This is a genomic window from Streptococcus mitis (genome assembly GCF_003942775.1).
In the GTDB taxonomy this organism is placed as follows: Bacteria; Bacillota; Bacilli; order Lactobacillales; family Streptococcaceae; genus Streptococcus; species Streptococcus mitis_CN.
This window is the reverse complement of the sequence record NZ_RJNX01000006.1, coordinates 77,114-96,281: the sequence shown is the minus strand read 5'-3', so window position 1 is coordinate 96,281 and position 19,168 is coordinate 77,114. Positions and strand designations below refer to the sequence as shown.

Here is a 19,168-nt window from a genome sequence, read left to right as displayed (position 1 = left end):
TTTATTGGGGTATTAAGTAGATGTTAGGTATATTGATAGAATCTAGTAAAAGTATGATTCATATGATATAATTCAGATTAGTAAATCTTTCTGACAAACAAGTACAGATAAATGAGTCGCGAAGGTTACCGTATATGATAGGAGATTGTTATGACTAAAATGGTTACAATACATCCAGGGCTCTGGCAAAGAGAGGTTAGAAAATATGGCTTTGAATCATCCCAATTGTCTAGAAAGAAAATTGCAGATTATTTAGGTTGGGGACATCTATATATTTTAACCCATCCTCAAGTTCGACCAGATTGGAAGGCAGGCTATGAACAAATAGGTTTTGAAAGGGATGAATTAGTGAGTGTAAGCCATTATCAATCAGATATTGGTCATGATGAATTAAGTATTCGTCCTTCCGATATCATTGATAGGTATCCTAATGGAAAAATGACTGTTATTAATGGATTTGTGGCTAGTATTGAATTAGAAGAAGAAACTCTATATTTTACTTCCGGATTATATTTAAAGAAAAATAAAAAAGAAGAACTGGAATGGTTAAATCGAGATGGTTCGACAGCGATGCGGGCACGGTACTATAAGCCAAGAGAAGAACCAAGTCCCATTTATATGATGGAGGACAATTATTTATATTATAAAGATGGAGAATGGTTAACCTACGAAGACTTATTGATTCAGGTATTAATCAGTCTTACAGATAAGAAAGACATCTTAATTCGAGATCAACATAACGTGGTGACTCCCAAATTATGGCGCTTTGTAGAAAATACAAACCGTCTCTATTGGGAATATATCCATGACAATGTATTGCTAAATCCAGCTCATAATCTAAGAAGAAAAACTAGATATTTAGTAGCTTCAGAAGTATTAACATCAATCTTGCAAGATTTAGGGTATCACGCACAATTTATGCCACCGATTTTTGCACCTCAAGTTTCCTCAGCAGTATTACAAAGAAGAAAGCCTAGTTCCTATTGTTATGTAGGGAATATGAGTAAGGTAAAAAGGGTAGAATGGATTATAGAAGCCTTTAGGAAGTTAGAACAAGAAGGCCTACCTGTAGAAGTATTCTTATATGGTGGAGATATTGAAAAATTGAAGAAAGAGTATCCGACTTTGCCATCTACCATTCATGTTGTTGGATATGTAGATGAGGTACCTTATTGGGAACATGATGGCTATATTTCAACTTCCCAAAAGGAATTATTTGCCAATGCCTGTGTTGAAGCTATGAGTTTTGGATTGATTCCCTTGCTTTCTAATGTTGAAATTGCTCATCAATATTATGCATCTAAGAACTCAGATATTTGCTTATATGATACACCAGAGGAGTTAGCGCATCTTATCAAGTGTTTATATGAGACTGATAAAGAAATCGAGCTAGAAAATACAAGTAAGTTTGTGAATCGATATTCAAAAGAACAAGTTTCTAAGAGATATTTATCACTCATGAACGCCTAAAAATGAAATAGATAATGAGATTTTATTGGATATCTTATTATCTATTTTTTTTAATTTCCTTTATGTATAATTGTTTGATAAAGGAAACTGAGAGTGATATACTAGTATAGTTAGTATAATTTTTTATAATGAGTAGAAAGAAATAAAAGGGAAAAGACCTTATGAAAAAAGATACAATTCAAAAATATTCATTACGTAAATATAAAGGAATTGGTGCAGCGTCTGTTTTATTAGGGATGATGGTTGTTGGAGCTAGTCCGGTATTGGCTGAAGAAACTACAAATACAGCTAATGAAACTACAGTAACACCTGCAAAAGATAATGTGGAAATGGAAACGTTGAGTAATGGTACTGGTAGCTATACAATGCCAAAAATGCATGTGTTTGATGGTTTGAATTATCATGCAACGGGGACAGAAGATGGATATGAAAGAAATCATCGCGAGAATGAAGGTAGAGCCAAATATAATTTAGACAGAGTTGAAAAGGAAACTATAAAAAAACAAGGAGAAGATAACTTTAAGGATTCAAAAATTTCTTATGTCACAAAAGAAGGCGAAGTGCTGAAAGAAGAATCTGATGTAGAAATTCCTGTTGGTGATAAACACCTTTCTAGTACTACTATGGATTATAAAATTCGTGGACTTTTTGGCAAACGTTATGAAGGAAATGTAGCAAATTTAACTAATGATGTTTTAAGTAAAATCAAAGAAGCTGATAAAGTTTTAGAAAAGAACGGAGAAAAATATCATAAGATTGATACAGAAGTAGATAAACATGAGGGGACTACTAAGGAAACAACTTTCAATGATATTACAGTACATGCAAATCCTGGAAACTTGCATAATGAAGATGGAAGTATTCGCTATAACAATATTAAAGAAGGTAGTCGAGTTTGGTTAGTTTCTGAAACTGATGAAGGAAAATATGGGAAGTATGTTTTAGCCACAAAACCAACTACAGCCAATGATTCTTGGGCTGTTGAAACATTTAAACAAGGTGAAAATGATGCTAAAGATTTTACAAAAGAAAATATAACAACTGATGGTGGAATTAAGGAAGGAGATACTATATTAGTTGTTGAAAAAAATGAGGTAGCATTAAAAGAATCTGTTTCTACAGCAACGGAACAAGAAGCGTATACGGCGGGTGCATTTTTTAATGAGAAAGCATTAGAGGAAGGCTTAAATAATCTTTTAGATGAGAGATTAAGAGATTTAAAAGACGAAGATGTCACTAACTCTGAAAAAGAAAAGACATGGGAAGAAATCTATAAGGTTACATTAACAAATAAAAATGCAGTAGATAATAAGAATCGTCCTACTTATTCTGTACATCAGGAGTTTAATGGTTATATAAGAGAAAACGGAAAGTTTGTAAAATATAACGATGTGACAGAATATATAACTAAGCTAAAAGAAATGTTTGGCGAAAAAGAAATTACAGTAGGATGGAAAAATTCTCGAGATAAAGTAGAACCAAAATTTGTTGGAAATATTGAAGAGTTTAAAGACACTGCTAACTACGAGAGTGAAAAAGCAAATGTCACGAAGTTTAAAGAGGCTCATAAAGCAATTCAGTATGTCGACCAAGTTCCAACAAATGCAAATTTTGTAAAAAATGTGTTTGAAGTAAATGTAGATTTTAAACTAGGAGATAAGAGTACAGATTCTTATTATCCTAGTGAAGATGATGATTCTAATCAACCAGAAAAAACTTATTTAGCTTATAGATTTGGCTATTTTGGTTCGAAATATTATAGTGAAGATACTAGATATCAATATGGATTAGGCCAATTATATAAAGAATATGAAAAAGATGGAGTTCGATATAGAATTGCCGCACCTACGAAATATGAACAACATGCGTCAATATCTGAGCCTATTTATAGTGAAATTCATTATTACGACTTATACCAACCAACCCGTGCTTACCATATTAGTGATCAACTAACTAATGTTAAAAACATCTACGCTAAGGAAGAAACAGAAACTACTGAGAGTAAAGGTAGTGTCATTGTTAAGTATGAATTAGCGGATGGAACTTCTATTAAAGAAAGTACAGATGTTGTTAAAGATGCAGTGATATCTTCTACAGAAACTAAATATTACTTAAATAAGGATAATCAAAAAGTAGTAGTAGGAACACCAACGACAACAAACAAAGAGGTTTCATATGATGCTACAACGGTAAAACTACAAGAAATCACCAAAGATGGTAAAAAATATAAACTAGTAGGACTGAAAACAGGCTCTCCTACAGAAACAGGGAAAGTTGTTTCAGGAACTACTGAAATTACCTATGTCTATAAACTAGCAACTGGTGGAAATATCTTCGAAAAATACATGATTGAAGGAACGAATACCGAAATAGCGATGGAGAAGCAGTTAACGAAAGAAGCATCCATTGGAGATTCTTACACTTCAATTCCTCCAGAAGCATATACGGTCATCAAAAAGGACGGAAAAAGCTATATTTACAAAGGACATCGTGCTACTTCAGCGCCTGAAATAGGTACAGTTGATGAAAATGAAAAAACAGTTATTTATGACTTTTTAGAATACTTTAGTGAAAAAGGTGAACCAGAAGTACAGCCGGAATTACCAGAAGGAATTGTAAGTGAGAAGGGAGAACCAGAAGTACGACCAGAATTACCAGAGGGAGTTGTAAGTGAGAAGGGAGAACCGGAAGTACGACCAGAATTACCAGAAGGTATTGTGAGTGAGAAGGGTGAACCGGAAGTACGACCAGAATTACCAGAGGGAGTTGTAAGTGAGAAAGGTGGACCAGCGATTCGTCCTGTAGCTCCATTATTGATTACTCGTCATATTATTATTGAATCGAATGAAGAACTCGTTCCAATTCAAATTGGTAAATTGGCTCCTAAATCTGATATCATATCGAAAAATGGTAAGAAATATCGATATACAATGACCCGTGAAAAAGAAGGTATTGTTACCCATTTGTATACTGAGGTAATAGGTGATGATGTAACGAAACCACAGAAACAAGAATACCTTCAGTCAAATTCTGTTAAGATTGATGAACCTACAAAACAAGAAGGTTCTCATCAAGATGAAGCGGTTGCCCAAGAAGAGGACAAGTCATCTTATGGGAAACACTCAGAATCTGGGGAAGAGTTACCTCAAACAGGGCAAGCTGAACTTCCTAACACTGGTACAGAAGCCAACGCTAGCCTAGCAGCATTTGGACTTTTAGGTGTCTTGAGTGGATTTGGACTTGTTGCTCGCAAGAAAAAAGAAGACTAATTCTAATTAGATTTTCTGACAAGAAAAAGGAGTAGGATATCATATACGCTCCTTTTCTTTTTGGGTTGAGATGAGAGTCATATTAGAGTTGGTAAAAATTTTCAATGGTTTGATTGTCAATTCTCTGTAGATTTTCTCGTTCTAATCCCATATAGACAAGATTACAGAATCATAATCTATAAGTTGTCTGGCTTGACTTTCTTGATGGAAATTATATAATAGTTGTAATTAAAATAATTACAATTATAAAAGAGGGCCATTTATGACCTATGAATACAACAGTCACATTTATTTAGCAGAAGCAGTTTTAAATGTAAAGGATTTGACAAGTCAAACAGTCTTTTATCAGCAAGTTATTGGTTTAGAAATCTTATCTCAAACTGAGACAGAGGTCATTCTGGGACTTGGAGGAAAAGCCTTGGTACACTTGATTCAAACACAAGAGAGCGGAGAAGTGAGGGAACATTATGGTCTTTACCATCTGGCTATTCTCTTACCGACACACAAGGCTTTGGCTGATGTCTTGAAACACCTGACAGGTTTACAGCTTCCTCTTGTCGGCGGTGCAGACCATGGTTACAGTGAGGCTCTTTACTTGGAGGATTTGGAGGGAAATGGCATTGAACTCTATCGAGATAAGCCGGTTTCCACATGGGATATTCGAGAAGATGGACGTATTATCGGAGTGACGGAGGCCCTTGCGGCACAGGATATCTATGAGTTGGGGGAAAGAGTAGAGCCCTTTATTCTAGCAGAAGGTACGAGAATGGGGCATATTCATCTTTCAGTCAAGGATAGTCGAAAGTCCAGCCAGTTTTATCAAAAGGTGTTAGGACTAGAGGATAAATTCAGTGTACCTAGCGCTAGTTGGATTGCGGCTGGGGATTACCATCATCATTTGGCAGTCAACGAATGGGGAGGAAAAGGTCTGGCTCCGCGTAAGCAAGGCTTGCCAGGTTTGGCCTACTATGTTATCGAAGTCACACATAAAGAAGAACTGTTAACGATTGCCCAGAGAGCACAAGAAGTTGATGCACCAATCAAGTGGCTGACATCGAGCCAGTTGGAAATCACAGACCCAGACGGAATCGTGACCCGTATTCGTTTAGACAGGATATGATGACAATCAGAGGATCAATTGTAGAAAGTACCCCTTATTCTAGTCAGATACGTAGAAAATTTGATATGATAGTAGGGAACAAGGAGAAGAATACAATGACCAGTGAATACCAGAAAATGATAGCGGGAGAGGTTTACCGTCCATCGGACCCAGAATTGCGGTCCTTGGCTCAGGCTTCTCGCCAAAAACAGTCTGCCTTTAACAAGGAAGAAGATCCCTTGAAGGGAGTCGAAATCATCAAGACTTGGTTTGGGTCAACCGGACAAAATCTTTATGTTAATCCACGCCTGGTGGTCGATTATGGGGTCAATATCCATCTAGGGGAAAATTTTTATTCTAATTGGAACTTGACCATGCTGGATGTTTGTCCAATTCGCATCGGGGACAATGCTATGATTGGTCCCAACTGTCAGTTCTTGACTCCCCTCCATCCATTGGACCCGCAGGAACGTAATTCAGGTGTGGAATACGGAAAGCCCATTACCATCGGAGACAATTTCTGGGCTGGAGGTGGTGTCATTGTCCTTCCTGGAGTAACACTGGGGAATAATGTTGTTGCTGGAGCAGGGGCTGTAATCACCAAGTCCTTCGGCGACAACGTTGTCCTAGCTGGTAATCCTGCGCGTGTGATTAAGGAGATACCTGTTAAATAAAGAGATTGGTAAAAAAGTTTTTAAGATAAGAAAAGCGCATCATATCAGGTGTTTAAAAAACGTTGATATGATGCCTTTTATCATAAATTAGATTAACTTTTTTTCAATTGAGTGTTTACCTAGCTTTTTGAGAGGTTTCACGCTAGAAGTTTTACAAATTCTTTCTCTTCTTAGCATTTTTGGTCAGGGAAACCTGGTAAGTATCCTGTTCTCTAGTGAGGTAATTGATGATTTGAAAGTCGTTGGTTTGAGCCTTGAAATCCACTTCATAGACAGTGGTGACCTGTTCTCCATCATTGCTGGTATCAATCGAGATAAGGTCTAACTCAGTACAGAATTGTGATAGCCCAGATTGGATAGTTTGGAGTTGCTTTTCTTGGTTGGCAATTGTGATGGTTAATAGTCTGCGACGTTGGTGATTGCTCTTGCTTTGTTGCTTTTCTAAAAGAAGCCATACTGCTAAGATAAAGACGGTGAAGAGAATAGCTAGAGCTAGGTAGCCTGTCCCTGCTGCCAGCCCGATAATCATGGCAAGGAAGATCGCAATTAGCTCCCGTGAGCCACTGGTAGCTGAACGGAAACGAATGAGGCTAAAGGTTCCTGCAACAGCGATAGAGGTTCCTAAGCTGCCATTTACCAGAAAGATGACCAAGGTCATCAAGCAGGGGAGTAGGGTCAAACTAACAGCAAATTCCCGTGTATAGAGGGTACGGTGTTTGTAAGCCCAGGTCAGCGCCAAACCTAAAATCAGGCTGACCAAGAGAGCCAGAAAGAGCTGGATAGGATTGGCAGTGGCAGTTGTGTCGTTGAAAATAGAGTTGAAAAGATTAGACATAAGTAGTACCTACACTTTCTGTGCTTGGTCGTGGGCTATAGTCCAGCCCTTGAGACTTGTGGTAGGCGCAGCTGTATTTTGAAAATTTCTGCTCTACCAGTCCATATTGGTCGAGAATATCTTGTAGCCATTGGGGTTTTCTACCAGGTGCTTTAATTTCCATGATGACAATGTCCTCGTTTAGTAGAGGGAAACCGTCCTTGCCTGAGAATAAACTGACATTATCATCACGATAGGTTAGATTTTGGTCAATGGTGATACGAATTTTATTGTAGGGAAATCCGCTAATTTCTTTCTTTTCCTTGAGAGAAAAACGGTCGTAGTAAATATACATACGAGGGATAATTGCTTGCTGATATTCCTCTTGGAGTTGTTGAATTTTTTCAATTATCATTCGGTCCTTGATACTGCTATCCAGCTGTCCCTTGGTCATAAACTGGGTGATAGACTGGGGAGTCGATAAGAAACGATGTTTTCGTCCGACACCAGCTCTGTCCTTAGATTTGATTTCTAAAAATACCTGACTATCAGGCTGGACTTGACTGAGATAGGTTCGCATCCGAATCTTTTCTTTGCGCTTAGTACCTTGGTCATCCTCCTGAATCATATCAAATTGCTCTGTATCAAAGTAGATGTTGGAAATGGTCGAAGTTGGATAATCATCCTCTACGAGGTATATTTTTAAGTCCTCTATTAAATTAGCCAAGTCAGCTTTGGCAACGACATATTTGGTTTCAATTCGTTTAAAGCTTGTTTCAATTGGTTTCATAAATCCTGTCTCCTTTATCAAACTATTTCAGTACACTATCTTATTAGAAGATAGGTGTGTCTGGGCAAGTTGAACTTGCTTGTAATTAGTCTATGGAATTTTCCTAAAACTTTTGTTAAAGATAACTTAACTGAAACTGAACTTAAGAAAACTTTCAGAAAAAGTTTAGATTTTTTTCAGACTTACCCTGTAAACTAAGGTCAAGCTAAAGGAAGGCGAGGAAAAAAGTATGAAATCAAAAAAATGGACCCTAATCTTAACCAGTTTAACAGCTTTGACCTTGATGACAGCTTGTGGGCAGTCAACGACCAAGTCAAGTACAACTGCAGCAGCAGATACCACTGCTATCACAACTTCAGCTAAAAACAGTCAATCTTCTTACTTTACAGAAAAGGACTACGACACTTCTTATGATGAAAGCACTGCTTCTAAGATTGAATTGTCAGGCTCATCTGCAAGTGTCTCTGGAGATGGGGTGACAGTTTCTGGCTCAACAGTGACTATCTCAAAAGCAGGTACCTATGTCATCTCTGGTCAGTCTGACGGAGTGCAAATTAAAATTGCAGCTGACAAGTCTGATGATGTGAAACTTGTTCTCAAAGGCGCGACCATGACCAATACAGATGCAGCTATTTCGGCTACAAGCGCAGGTCATGTCTACCTCACTCTAGCAGAGGGAACCACCAACAGTCTCTCTGACTCAAGCTCTAACAGTGATGAAAAGGCAAATGCCGCTCTCTTTTCTAAGTTTGATTTGACCATCAATGGCTCAGGAACTCTCAATGTAGATGGCAAGAAAAGCAATGCTATCAAGGCTAACGACACCCTCCACATCACAGGTGGAACATTTAACGTCACATCAGTTGGCGATGCCTTTAATGTCAATGATGAACTTAATGTCACTGGTACGACCATGACCATCGATGCCAAGGAAGATGGTGTCAAAGTTGACAATGATGAGGATATGACTGTCGGCAATATGTATTTGGCTAACAATACCATAACAGTCACAGCAGGAGATGACGGTATTCACGCTTCTGGTAACCTAGTGATTGACAGCGGTACTTACACCGTCAAGAATTCGACTGAAGGAATTGAAGGGAAAGCCATTACGATTAATGGTGGTGATATCAATGTCTACGCGACAGATGATGGGGTCAATGCAGCCAATAAAAATGCCCAGCAAAGTGATATTTACTTTACTATGACAGGTGGAAATCTAACTGTAGAAGTCGGTCAAGGGGACACAGATCCAATCGACTCAAACGGAAATATAACGGTCACAGGTGGAACTATTAAATTAATAGGACAATCAGGCTTTGACTTTGATGGAACAGCAACTTACACAGGTGGGGATATTTACATTAACGGCGAAAAACAAACTGATATTGTCAATTCTATGCCTGGAGGTGGTGGACCAAATGGAGGACCTCAAGGAAATGGTGGTCCTGGCGGTCCAGCCCCTGGTGGACAAGGATAAACAAAAAAGGATAGCATTCAATTAGAATGGCTATCTTTTTATATGGGTGATAAATTGATATGTTACAAGGGATTTTATAATCGTAGCTTTCAAAGGCTAAATTGTTCAGTCATCCGTTTTTGTTTACTTAAATTTCTTGAATTTTAAGAAGGTATTGAGTAGTTTTCCCTTAAATGTTTTGTTTTGGTAGGCGATTGTGAGGGAATTGAAAAATTCAACTGCTAGGTGTTCTTGGTGACCGAGCTCCATCTAGCTTGGGGTTGCTTCTGGGGAAAAGACGCCTAATTTGATGCGGAGTCCACCTTTTTTCATCTTGAACTGATGCATACCATACATCTTGATATCAAGGCTTGTATCGGACATGAGAGTAGCAGTATCACCTGCCATAGAAATTTTTGTATCGGCATCCGGAACGCCTGTTTTTTCAGTATCTAGACTGATAAAGATTTTTTGATAAGTTGGTTGACCGTAATCTCCAATCAACTCCTCACTTCCTGTCCACCGTGAACTCCAGCAAATACCAAATGTTCAGGGTGAATTTTAAAAGGAAGTGCTTGGTCACCCATTTTATTTAGTCCTTGGTTGAAGGCGAAGAAATCTCTCAAAGTAAATCCATCCACGTAAGCAGCTTGTAGGTTACGTCCCTTAACCGAATTCTTAGAAATGCCATGCCGCATTTGGTCTGATTCTGCTAGACGGTCAGCGTAGAGTTCGAGGATTTTTTGACTTCCAAGGGCTAATTTGGTTTCAATTAGGTCTTGAAAATTTCTTAGTCTGTTTCATATAAAAATGAGTAAAATGAATTCCCATTACCAAGGTCATTAGAGTTGCGATAGCAATGACGATGGTTGGATTAGCCGAGAAAAGTAGAGGGAAAATAGGCCTTTAAAAAGTGGACAGAAAAGACCATTTCGGAGTATAGAGAGGAAGTTCAAAAACATTTTTAGAAATAAGACATGTGCATTATAAACATCAGATACGAATCTGGTGCTTTATTTTTTAAAGAATTTCAACTTTTTTCTTGACAAGTGAGTAAACACTCACTATAATAGGTCTATATTCAGTAAGTGAGTAAACACTCACCTAGGAGGAAGCATATGGAAAAATTGCTACATTTACAAGATTTGGATAAGTCTTTTTGTCGTCAAATGGTTTTGAATCATGTCAGCTTTGAATTGCAGCCGGGAGAAATTATAGGCTTAATAGGTCCGTCTGGTGCTGGTAAATCGACTATGATTAAGACTATGTTAGGGATGGAAAAAGCTGACGGAGGGGTTGCTTTGGTATTGGATCATACTATGCCCAATCGTCATATTTTAGGAGATATTGGTTATATGGCCCAGTCAGATGCCTTATATGAGGCTTTGTCAGGTCAAGAAAATCTGGAATTTTTTGGTCAGCTAAAAGGGCTATCCACAAGAAATCTGGCAGCTGAAATTGCCCATGTGGCTCAAGTTGTGGATCTGACAGAGCATTTGAATAAAACGGTATCCGGTTATTCTGGAGGAATGAAGCGACGCTTGTCTTTAGCCATCGCGCTTCTGGGGAATCCTCAGCTCTTGATTTTGGACGAACCGACAGTTGGAATCGACCCTTCTCTTCGGAAGAAAATCTGGAAAGAATTATTCGCGCTTCGAGACAATGGGGTTGGGATATTAGTTACTACCCATGTTATGGATGAAGCAGAGTTAACGGATAAGGTCGGCTTATTATTAGGTGGAAAAATCATTGCTTTTGATACACCGCAACACTTAAAAGAAAGTTATCAAGTTTCAAGTATTGAAGAAGTATTTTTGAAAGCAGAAGGAGAGTAAGATGAGAACCATTGCTATTGCTAAAAAAGTTATCAAAGAATTGCTTCGTGACAAACGAACCTTGGCTATGATGTTTGTAGCGCCGGTATTTATTATGTGGCTGATGAACCTCATGTTTTCAGCTAGTACAACCGTGAATGTCAAGTTAGCGACACAAGATCTATCAACTGGTTTGATAACGAAAATGGATGAGCTTGATCATGTGGACATCGAGACTTATCAAGACTTAGATCAGGCCAAAGAAGCGCTAGCAAATGAAAAAGTCGATGCTGTGATTTCTTATAAAGACGGTGAGTATCAGGTCGACTACGCAAATACAGATGCCTCCAAGACATCTATGATACGACAAGTGTTACGAACAAGTATCGCCAGTGAAGGCACCGATCAGTTACTATCTCGTATCAAACAAGCTCTTCCACAATTGAAATTAGATGCAAAGGTGCCTGAAATCAAAGAATCTTACCAATATGGAGATAAAAATACTGGATTCTTTGCACGTATGATTCCAATTTTAATTGGCTTTGTGGTCTTCTTCTTTGTCTTTTTGATTTCTGGTATGGCACTTTTGAAAGAGCGCACAAGTGGAACCTTGGATCGCTTGTTAGCAACCCCAGTGAAACGTTCTGAAATTGTCTATGGCTATATGTTGTCTTACGGTATTATTGCGATTTTTCAAACGGCAGTTGTCGTCTTAGCAGCAATTTGTCTACTAGATGTAGAAGTTGTAGGAAATATTTTAAATGTTATAATAGTTAATGTGGTACTGGCTCTTGTAGCACTAGCTTTTGGAATTCTCTTGTCTACTCTAGCAAAATCAGAATTCCAAATGATGCAATTTATTCCTCTCGTGATTATGCCTCAACTCTTTTTCTCAGGGATTATTCCATTGTCATCCATGGGAGCATGGGCTCCAACTGTGGGGAAATTTTTGCCATTAACCTATTCTGGTGATGCAATAAGCCAGATTATTCTTTACGGACACAATCTTGGTGATATTTTGCCAAATCTTGGTGTTTTAATGATTTTCTTGATCATTTTAACAATTCTCAATATTGTTGGATTGCGTCGTTATCGTAAAGTTTAGAAATCAACATAAATAATGCTAAAAAGGTGTGAAGATTAGATGGATAAGACTGTTTTTGAATCGTTTGAAGATTACTTAGAAGAAGCGAATTACCCTCAAGGAAAGAAAAAAATCATGCAGGCAGCAGTGGATCTCATATCAACTAGGAGTTACCATGGGACCTCAACTCTTCACATAGCTGAGCGTGCTGGACTAAGCCAGGCAACTTTGTTTAAGTATTTTAAGACGAAGGATGATCTACTGACGGCTATTTTACATCCTGTAGTCCCAGGCATTTTCGGTAGTTTTGTTGAGGAACTCTTAGCTTTTGAAACGACAGAAGAGAGGGTTCGTTATCTCGTCCACGATCGTATGAGCTATCTCAAAAAAAATCGTGCTTTGATGAAAATCATTCTGCAGGAGAGTTTTTCAAATAAGAAACTAAAAAATGAACAGATTTTTATCTGGAATGCTATTCAAGATAAACTTCGAGTGCTTCATAAAGAATTGCTAGCAGATCCACGTGTAAATCCAGAGTTAACGATTCCTCAAATGGTTCGTATTTGTGTTGGTCCATTGTTGGCTTACTTCGCTCAACTTTATATCGTTAGCGACAACGGAGAAATAAAGGAAGAGGACCTAGACTTATTAGAAAAACAGATTTTAGGTGGTTTGTGGAAATAAGGGAGTTCTAGAAGAGCTAAGATTTATTTACTTGACTTTCAAACAAGCTAAAAAAGACATGTTCTGCTTATTTCAGATTCATGTCTTTTTTGTTGTTGGATTTTGTATTCTTCATAAGTCCTCAATCGCTTTGCCAAAACAGAAACCGACTTCTCCAGCGGTGCAACGATTTCTCAAGTGTATGGAAGAGGAGCTTTCTGGATTGCTGAGGACAACTCCTTGACACTCGGTCAGCTTTTGATACAATAGTACAAAATTAGAGGAGGTAGGTTATGATTCAGAAACACGCGATTCCTATTTTAGAGTTTGATGATAATCCTCAGGCGGTTATCATGCCCAATCACGAGGGGCTGGATTTGAAATTGCCAAAGAAGTGTGTCTATGCTTTTTTAGGTGAGGAGATTGACCGTTATGCGAGGGAAGTAGGGGCGGACTGTGTCGGCGAATTTGTTTCTGCCACCAAGACCTATCCAGTTTATGTCATCAATTACAAGGGCGAGGAACTTTGTTTGGCTCAGGCTCCTGTTGGTTCAGCTCCAGCAGCCCAGTTTATGGATTGGTTGATTGGATATGGTGTGGAGCAGATTATTTCCACTGGAACCTGTGGTGTGCTGGCTGATATAGAAGAAAATGCCTTTTTAGTCCCTGTTCGCGCTCTGCGAGATGAAGGAGCTAGTTATCACTATGTGGCGCCTTCTCGTTATATGGAAATTCAGGCAGAGGCTATTGCTGCTATTGAGCGAGTGTTGGAAGCCAGAGGGATTCCCTATGAAGAAGTCATGACCTGGACGACAGACGGCTTTTACCGAGAAACGGCTGAAAAGGTGGCTTATCGCAAGGAAGAAGGCTGTGCTGTTGTGGAGATGGAGTGTTCTGCGCTTGCGGCAGTAGCCCAACTGCGTGGGATTCTCTGGGGAGAGTTGTTGTTCACAGCTGATTCCTTAGCAGACTTGGACCAGTACGATAGTCGTGATTGGGGTTCAAAAGCTTTTGAGAAGGCCTTGGAACTCTGCCTTGAGATAACTTCTCAGATATAGCTACTCTTCTTCTTTTTATGGTACAATGGATGTATGTTATTCAAATTATTTGTGAAAAAAATTGAAAGGTCCTTGGGCGGACTTTCGCCAGCTCGTCGCATCTTTTTAAGTTTCGCTGGAGTTATTCTTATAGGCTCTCTTCTTTTGAGTTTGCCTTTTGTTCAGGCAAATGGTTCTCAGGCCACTTATTTTGACCATCTTTTTACGACGGTGTCCATGGTCTGTGTGACTGGCCTTTTTACGCAACCAGTGGCTACGACCTATAATGTCTGGGGGCAGTTGATTTGTATGCTCTTGATACAGATTGGTGGTCTGGGGCTCATGACCTTTATCGGGGTCTTTTATATTCAGGGGAAGCAAAAGCTCAGTCTTCGCAGTCGTGAAACCATTCAGGAGAGTTTTAGTTACGGGGAAACTCGGTCGCTGAAGGCCTTTATGCGGTCCATCTTTTTGACGACTTTTCTGGTGGAGGGCTTGGGTGCCTTTCTACTTACTTTCCGTTTTATTCCTGAGTTCGGCTGGGGACGGGGTATTTTCACCTCCATCTTTTTAGCTATTTCAGCCTTTTGTAATGCTGGTTTTGATAATTTTGGAAGTAGCAGTTTAGTGGCTTTTCAGACGGATCCCTTGATCAATCTGGTCATTGCTGGCTTGATTATCACAGGTGGTCTTGGCTTTATGGTCTGGTTTGACTTGGCAACCCAGTTTGATAAGAAGAAAAAACGCCGTCTGCGTTTCCACACCAAACTGGTTCTCTTCTTGACTGCAGGGATCTTGCTGTTTGGGACAGTATCCACCCTCTTTACGGAGTGGCACAATCCAGGAACTATTGGCAATCTCAGCGTTCCAGAGAAAGTGCTGGTTAGCTTTTTCCAAGCCGTCAGCATGAGAACAGCTGGCTTTGCTTCTATTGATTACACTCAAGCTCGGCCTGTGACCTTGTTTATCTATATCCTACAGATGTTTCTCGGAGGAGCGCCTGGAGGGACGGCTGGGGGTCTCAAGATTACGACTTTCTTTGTCTTGTTGGTCTTTGCTCGTAGTGAATTGCTGGGCTTACCTCATGCCAATGTTGCGCAGAGAACCATTGAGGCTCGAACAGTCCAAAAATCCTTTAGTGTCTTCATTATCTTTTTGATGACCTTTTTGTTGGGCTTGATGTTGTTGGGGATTACGGCAGAAGGAACACCGCGATTTATCTACCTCATGTTTGAGACCATTTCAGCCCTTGCGACAGTTGGGGTAACGGCAAATCTGACGCCAGAATTGGGCAAGCTAGCTCTCAGCATTGTCATGGTGCTCATGTTTATTGGCCGTATTGGTCCCTTGACCTTGCTGGTTAGTCTAGCGGATTACCAGCCTGATAAGAAAGATTTGATTCAGTATATGAAAGCAGATATTAGTATTGGATAAGAAAGGAAGAATGATGTCAGATCGTACGATTGGAATTTTAGGTTTGGGGATTTTCGGGAGTAGTGTCCTGATGGCCCTTGCCAAGCAAGATATGAATATCATTGCCATTGACGACCACGCTGAGCGAATCAATCAATTTGAGCCTGTTTTGGCGCGTGGAGTTGTTGGCGATATCACAGATGAGGAACTCCTCAGAACTGCAGGAATTGATACCTGTGATACGGTTGTAGTGGCAACAGGGGAAAATCTAGAGTCGAGTGTGCTTGCAGTCATGCATTGTAAGAGTCTAGGGGTACCAAGGGTTATTGCCAAGGTCAAAAGCCAGACAGCCAAGAAGGTGCTAGAAAAAATCGGTGCTGACTCGGTGATTTCACCTGAGTATGAAATGGGGCAGTCTCTAGCGCAGACCATTCTCTTTCATAACAATGTTGATGTCTTTCAGCTGGATAAAAATGTGTCTATCGTGGAGATGAAGATTCCTAGTGTCTGGGCAGGTCAAAGCCTGAGCCAGCTAGATCTACGTGGCAAATACAACCTCAATGTCCTAGGATTTCGTGAACAAGAAAATTCACCGCTAGATGTCCAGTTTGGTCCCAATGATCTCTTGAGGGCAGATGCCTATATCTTGGCGGTTATTAACAACCAGTATCTAGATGACTTGGCAGAATTAAATTCGTAAGGAGGGAGCACCCCTCTTTTTTGATGTTCAAAATAGCAAATAGAGATAGTAACCCTTGTATTCTAATAAAAGTCCTTCAAAGTCTGGACTTTATGGTAAAATAGAAAGAAGTGACAAGAGAGAGTAATACTCTTCGAAAACCTCTTCAAACCACGTCAACGTCGCCTTGCCGTAGGTATAGGTAACTGACTTCGTCAGTCTTATTCACAACCTCAAAACCGTGTTTTGAGCTGACTTCGTCAGTTCTATCTGCAACCTCAAAGCAGTGCTTTGAGCAACCTGCGGCTAGTTTCCTAGTTTGCTCTTTGATTTTCATTGAGTATAAGAAAAAATCAGTCCCCTAAAGGAGTAGATTATGAAGTTATTGTCTATCGCCATTCCTAGCTATAATGCCGCAGCCTATCTTCATTACTGTGTGGAGTCGCTAGTGATTGGTGGTGAGCAAGTTGAGATTTTGATTATTAATGATGGGTCTCAGGACCAGACTCAGGAAATCGCTGAGCGTTTAGCCAGCAAGTATCCTAACATCGTGAGAGCCATCTATCAGAAAAATAAGGGCCATGGGGGTGCCGTCAATTGCGGCTTAGCGGAGGCTTCTGGTCGTTATTTTAAAGTAGTTGATAGTGATGACTGGGTAGATCCTCGTGCCTATTTAAAAATTCTTGAAACCTTGCAGGAACTAGAGAGTGAGGGGCAGGAAGTTGATGCCTTTGTGACTAATTTTGTATATGAAAAGGAAGGTCAGTCTCGTAAGAAGAGTATGAGTTACGAGTCAGTCTTGCCTGTCCAGAAGATTTTTGGCTGGGATCAGATTGGAAATTTCTCAAAAGGCCAGTATATCATGATGCACTCGCTGATTTACCGGACAGATTTGTTGCGAACGAGCCAGTTCCAATTGCCTGAGCATACCTTTTATGTCGATAATCTCTTTGTCTTTACCCCCCTTCAGCAGGTCAAGACCATGTACTATCTGCCTGTCGATTTCTATCGTTATTTGATTGGGCGTGAGGACCAGTCAGTCAATGAGCAAGTGATGATTAAGCGCATTGACCAGCAACTCAAGGTCAATCGACTCTTGGTAGACCAGCTTGATTTATCTAAAGTAAGCCACCCCAAAATGCGAGAGTATCTGCTGAATCACATTGAAATCACGACGGTGATTTCCAGTGCCCTGCTCAACCGAGCAGGCACAGCAGAGCATCTTGCCAAAAAACGGGAGCTGTGGACCTATATTCAGCAGGAAAATCCAGAGGTCTTTCAGGCCATTCGCAAAACCATGTTGAGCCGTTTGACCAAACATTCAGTCTTGCCAGCTCGCAAACTTTCCAATGTTGTCTATCAAATCACCAAGTCTGTTTATGGATTTAATTAATATAAGTATTTTATAAGAGGGATTTAAGAAAAATTTTAACTTTTTCTTAATCCTTTTTAATTTTAGGAGATTATACTAGAGTCATCAAATAAAGAAAAACTCTAAGGAGAATCCTATGAAATTCAATCCAAATCAAAGATATACTCGTTGGTCTATTCGCCGTCTTAGTGTCGGGGTTGCCTCAGTTGTTGTAGCCAGTGGCTTTTTTGTCCTAGTTGGTCAGCCAAGTTCTGTACGTGCCGATGTGGTCAATCCGACCCCTGCTCAAGTCGTGCCAGATGCTGCTTCGGTGAGTGAAAAGAGCGACTTACCAGTAGAACTTCTCAAAGAAGCAGTCGATACAGCTCTTCCTTCAGAACAGGCAGACTCAACACCTAAAACGAGCTTGGATGCTACAAGCTCTCCAGAAAAAGTGAATGTAGCTGCTAAAGACCAAGTGGTAGCGCCAAAAGAAGAAGTGCAAGCAAAACCAGAATCTAAGAAAGAAACAGAAGATGCGCTTAAACCTGCGCCTACAGTTTCTGGACAAGACCGTGAAGCAAATGAAGCTCAACCAGCAACCACTCCAGCTGAAGTCCAAAAAGGCGTAGCCGACAACACCAAAGATACAGTAGATGTTCCAGCTACATACTTGGATAAAGCCAACTTCCCAGGTCCGTTCACAGCTGGTGTCAACCAAGTCATTCCTTACGAATTTTTCGCTGGTGACGGTATGTTGACTCGCCTTATCTTGAAAGCATCCGACAAGGCTCCATGGTCAGACAACGGTTCAGCCAAAAATCCGGCCCTTCCACCAGTAGAAAAATTAGGCAAAGGTCTCTACTTCTACGAAGTGGACTTGGCAGGTACCCAAGGTAAATCAGATAAAGAGCTTCTAGACCTCTTGAAACAAAACGGTACTCAAAGCTATAAAGCAACTATCAAAGTGTACGGTGCGAAGGACGGCAAGGCCGACTTGAGCAATCTTGTAGCGACTAAGGATTTGACAGTGAACTTGAATGGACATCAGTCTCTGATTCCGATGCAGTCAGGTTTCGTCCCATCTTCTAATGGTTCAGCTATGCCAGCTCCAATGATGAATAGTCATCAAGATGCATCGAATATGAAAGCTCAAATGCCTAGTGCCAATCAAGATGAGGTGAAATCTAAAATGCCAGCTGCTAGTCAGGATAAGATGATGCCTAACAAAGAGCAGGACAAAACCATGAATGCTAGCCAGCCTATGGCAACACCAAGCATGAAACAAGATCAAGCTCCAGCAGCCTCAAGCAAAATGTCTGATGAAGGCAAGATGGCATCTAATAACAAGGTATCAAGTCCAATGATGGCTGATCAAATGAAAGACCAAAAAGACATGCTTCCATATACTGGTGAAGCCCAAACATCAATGGCTACTCTTGGATTCTTTGGATTAGCTTTGGCCGGCCTGCTAGGTGGACTCGGTTTGAAAGCTAAAAAAGAGGAAAATGACTAGTCTAGTTACAGACTTTCTATCTAGGATTTGAAAAAT

The 19,168-nt window shown here is 39.9% G+C and carries 17 protein-coding genes; 13 read left to right on the top strand and 4 right to left on the bottom strand.

The window, feature by feature from the left end:
- Positions 1–150: 150 nt before the first annotated feature.
- The 4 genes from D8848_RS08640 to D8848_RS08625 all read left to right on the top strand — a co-directional run bounded on the left by D8848_RS08640 (position 151) and on the right by D8848_RS08625 (position 6,512).
- A complete protein-coding gene (locus D8848_RS08640; RefSeq protein ID WP_084887356.1) occupies positions 151–1,470 on the top strand; it encodes a glycosyltransferase in 1,320 nt (439 codons plus the stop codon).
- A gap of 161 nt (positions 1,471–1,631) precedes the next feature.
- On the top strand, positions 1,632–4,739 hold the full coding sequence (locus D8848_RS11045; RefSeq protein ID WP_125443488.1) for an LPXTG cell wall anchor domain-containing protein: 3,108 nt from the start codon (positions 1,632–1,634) through the stop codon (positions 4,737–4,739).
- 262 nt (positions 4,740–5,001) lie between these two features.
- The gene (locus D8848_RS08630) at positions 5,002–5,859 is read left to right on the top strand and encodes a VOC family protein (RefSeq protein WP_125443487.1); all 858 of its coding nucleotides are present in this window, start codon (positions 5,002–5,004) and stop codon (positions 5,857–5,859) included.
- Between the two features lie 95 nt (positions 5,860–5,954).
- Positions 5,955–6,512, top strand: coding sequence for a sugar O-acetyltransferase (locus D8848_RS08625; protein ID WP_049521314.1), 558 nt, complete (start codon positions 5,955–5,957; stop codon positions 6,510–6,512).
- A 151-nt stretch (positions 6,513–6,663) separates the two neighbouring features.
- Here D8848_RS08625 and D8848_RS08620 read toward each other — a convergent pair whose 3' ends face one another.
- Positions 6,664–7,347 carry a DUF4956 domain-containing protein gene (locus D8848_RS08620; RefSeq protein ID WP_049521315.1) on the bottom strand — a complete coding sequence of 228 codons (684 nt, stop codon included), beginning with the start codon at positions 7,345–7,347 and terminating at the stop codon, positions 6,664–6,666.
- Positions 7,340–8,116, bottom strand: a complete 777-nt coding sequence (locus tag D8848_RS08615) for a polyphosphate polymerase domain-containing protein (RefSeq protein ID WP_125443486.1) — start codon at positions 8,114–8,116, stop codon at positions 7,340–7,342. Before D8848_RS08615 ends, D8848_RS08620 begins: the two co-directional genes overlap by 8 nt.
- Positions 8,117–8,345: 229 nt before the next feature.
- On the opposite strand from D8848_RS08615, the gene D8848_RS08610 reads away from it, so the two are divergent.
- Positions 8,346–9,596 carry a carbohydrate-binding domain-containing protein gene (locus D8848_RS08610; protein WP_125443485.1) on the top strand — a complete coding sequence of 417 codons (1,251 nt, stop codon included), beginning with the start codon at positions 8,346–8,348 and terminating at the stop codon, positions 9,594–9,596.
- A 249-nt stretch (positions 9,597–9,845) separates the two neighbouring features.
- Here the strand turns inward: D8848_RS08610 and D8848_RS08605 are convergent, their stop codons facing one another.
- Positions 9,846–10,079, bottom strand: a complete 234-nt coding sequence (locus D8848_RS08605; protein WP_125443484.1) for a hypothetical protein — start codon at positions 10,077–10,079, stop codon at positions 9,846–9,848.
- A complete protein-coding gene (locus D8848_RS08600; RefSeq protein WP_125443483.1) occupies positions 10,076–10,273 on the bottom strand; it encodes a hypothetical protein in 198 nt (65 codons plus the stop codon). Before D8848_RS08600 ends, D8848_RS08605 begins: the two co-directional genes overlap by 4 nt.
- A 420-nt stretch (positions 10,274–10,693) precedes the next feature.
- Here D8848_RS08600 and D8848_RS08585 point away from each other — a divergent pair, with 420 nt between their 5' ends.
- The 8 genes from D8848_RS08585 (at position 10,694) to D8848_RS08545 (ending at position 19,132) form a co-directional block, all read left to right on the top strand.
- Positions 10,694–11,410 carry an ABC transporter ATP-binding protein gene (locus D8848_RS08585; RefSeq protein ID WP_125443482.1) on the top strand — a complete coding sequence of 239 codons (717 nt, stop codon included), beginning with the start codon at positions 10,694–10,696 and terminating at the stop codon, positions 11,408–11,410.
- Between the two features lies 1 nt (position 11,411).
- Entirely contained in the window at positions 11,412–12,494 is a 1,083-nt protein-coding gene (locus D8848_RS08580) for an ABC transporter permease (RefSeq protein WP_125443481.1), read from the top strand.
- Positions 12,495–12,533: 39 nt separating this feature from the next.
- Positions 12,534–13,157 carry a TetR/AcrR family transcriptional regulator gene (locus tag D8848_RS08575; protein WP_000361928.1) on the top strand — a complete coding sequence of 208 codons (624 nt, stop codon included), beginning with the start codon at positions 12,534–12,536 and terminating at the stop codon, positions 13,155–13,157.
- A gap of 272 nt (positions 13,158–13,429) precedes the next feature.
- Positions 13,430–14,194, top strand: a complete 765-nt coding sequence (locus D8848_RS08570) for a nucleoside phosphorylase (RefSeq protein ID WP_084926005.1) — start codon at positions 13,430–13,432, stop codon at positions 14,192–14,194.
- A 33-nt stretch (positions 14,195–14,227) separates the two neighbouring features.
- Positions 14,228–15,607: a TrkH family potassium uptake protein gene (locus D8848_RS08565; protein WP_125443480.1), complete on the top strand. Its 1,380-nt coding sequence runs from the start codon at positions 14,228–14,230 to the stop codon at positions 15,605–15,607.
- Positions 15,608–15,620: 13 nt separating this feature from the next.
- On the top strand, positions 15,621–16,286 hold the full coding sequence (locus D8848_RS08560) for a potassium channel family protein (RefSeq protein ID WP_125420701.1): 666 nt from the start codon (positions 15,621–15,623) through the stop codon (positions 16,284–16,286).
- Between the two features lie 355 nt (positions 16,287–16,641).
- Positions 16,642–17,658, top strand: a complete 1,017-nt coding sequence (locus tag D8848_RS08550) for a glycosyltransferase family 2 protein (RefSeq protein ID WP_125443479.1) — start codon at positions 16,642–16,644, stop codon at positions 17,656–17,658.
- Between the two features lie 115 nt (positions 17,659–17,773).
- Positions 17,774–19,132 carry an SSURE domain-containing protein gene (locus D8848_RS08545; RefSeq protein ID WP_125443478.1) on the top strand — a complete coding sequence of 453 codons (1,359 nt, stop codon included), beginning with the start codon at positions 17,774–17,776 and terminating at the stop codon, positions 19,130–19,132.
- The last annotated feature ends 36 nt before the right edge of the window (positions 19,133–19,168 follow it).

Excerpts from the sequence above, each read along its gene's own strand:
- D8848_RS08640 (WP_084887356.1), top strand. The coding sequence starts at position 151 with ATGACTAAAATGGTTACAATACATCCAGGGCTCTGGCAAAGAGAGGTT.
- D8848_RS11045 (WP_125443488.1), top strand. The coding sequence starts at position 1,632 with ATGAAAAAAGATACAATTCAAAAATATTCATTACGTAAATATAAAGGA.
- D8848_RS08630 (WP_125443487.1), top strand. The coding sequence starts at position 5,002 with ATGACCTATGAATACAACAGTCACATTTATTTAGCAGAAGCAGTTTTA.
- D8848_RS08625 (WP_049521314.1), top strand. The coding sequence starts at position 5,955 with ATGACCAGTGAATACCAGAAAATGATAGCGGGAGAGGTTTACCGTCCA.
- D8848_RS08620 (WP_049521315.1), bottom strand. The coding sequence starts at position 7,347 with ATGTCTAATCTTTTCAACTCTATTTTCAACGACACAACTGCCACTGCC.
- D8848_RS08615 (WP_125443486.1), bottom strand. The coding sequence starts at position 8,116 with ATGAAACCAATTGAAACAAGCTTTAAACGAATTGAAACCAAATATGTC.
- D8848_RS08610 (WP_125443485.1), top strand. The coding sequence starts at position 8,346 with ATGAAATCAAAAAAATGGACCCTAATCTTAACCAGTTTAACAGCTTTG.
- D8848_RS08600 (WP_125443483.1), bottom strand. The coding sequence starts at position 10,273 with ATGCGGCATGGCATTTCTAAGAATTCGGTTAAGGGACGTAACCTACAA.
- D8848_RS08585 (WP_125443482.1), top strand. The coding sequence starts at position 10,694 with ATGGAAAAATTGCTACATTTACAAGATTTGGATAAGTCTTTTTGTCGT.
- D8848_RS08580 (WP_125443481.1), top strand. The coding sequence starts at position 11,412 with ATGAGAACCATTGCTATTGCTAAAAAAGTTATCAAAGAATTGCTTCGT.
- D8848_RS08575 (WP_000361928.1), top strand. The coding sequence starts at position 12,534 with ATGGATAAGACTGTTTTTGAATCGTTTGAAGATTACTTAGAAGAAGCG.
- D8848_RS08570 (WP_084926005.1), top strand. The coding sequence starts at position 13,430 with ATGATTCAGAAACACGCGATTCCTATTTTAGAGTTTGATGATAATCCT.
- D8848_RS08565 (WP_125443480.1), top strand. The coding sequence starts at position 14,228 with ATGTTATTCAAATTATTTGTGAAAAAAATTGAAAGGTCCTTGGGCGGA.
- D8848_RS08560 (WP_125420701.1), top strand. The coding sequence starts at position 15,621 with ATGTCAGATCGTACGATTGGAATTTTAGGTTTGGGGATTTTCGGGAGT.
- D8848_RS08550 (WP_125443479.1), top strand. The coding sequence starts at position 16,642 with ATGAAGTTATTGTCTATCGCCATTCCTAGCTATAATGCCGCAGCCTAT.
- D8848_RS08545 (WP_125443478.1), top strand. The coding sequence starts at position 17,774 with ATGAAATTCAATCCAAATCAAAGATATACTCGTTGGTCTATTCGCCGT.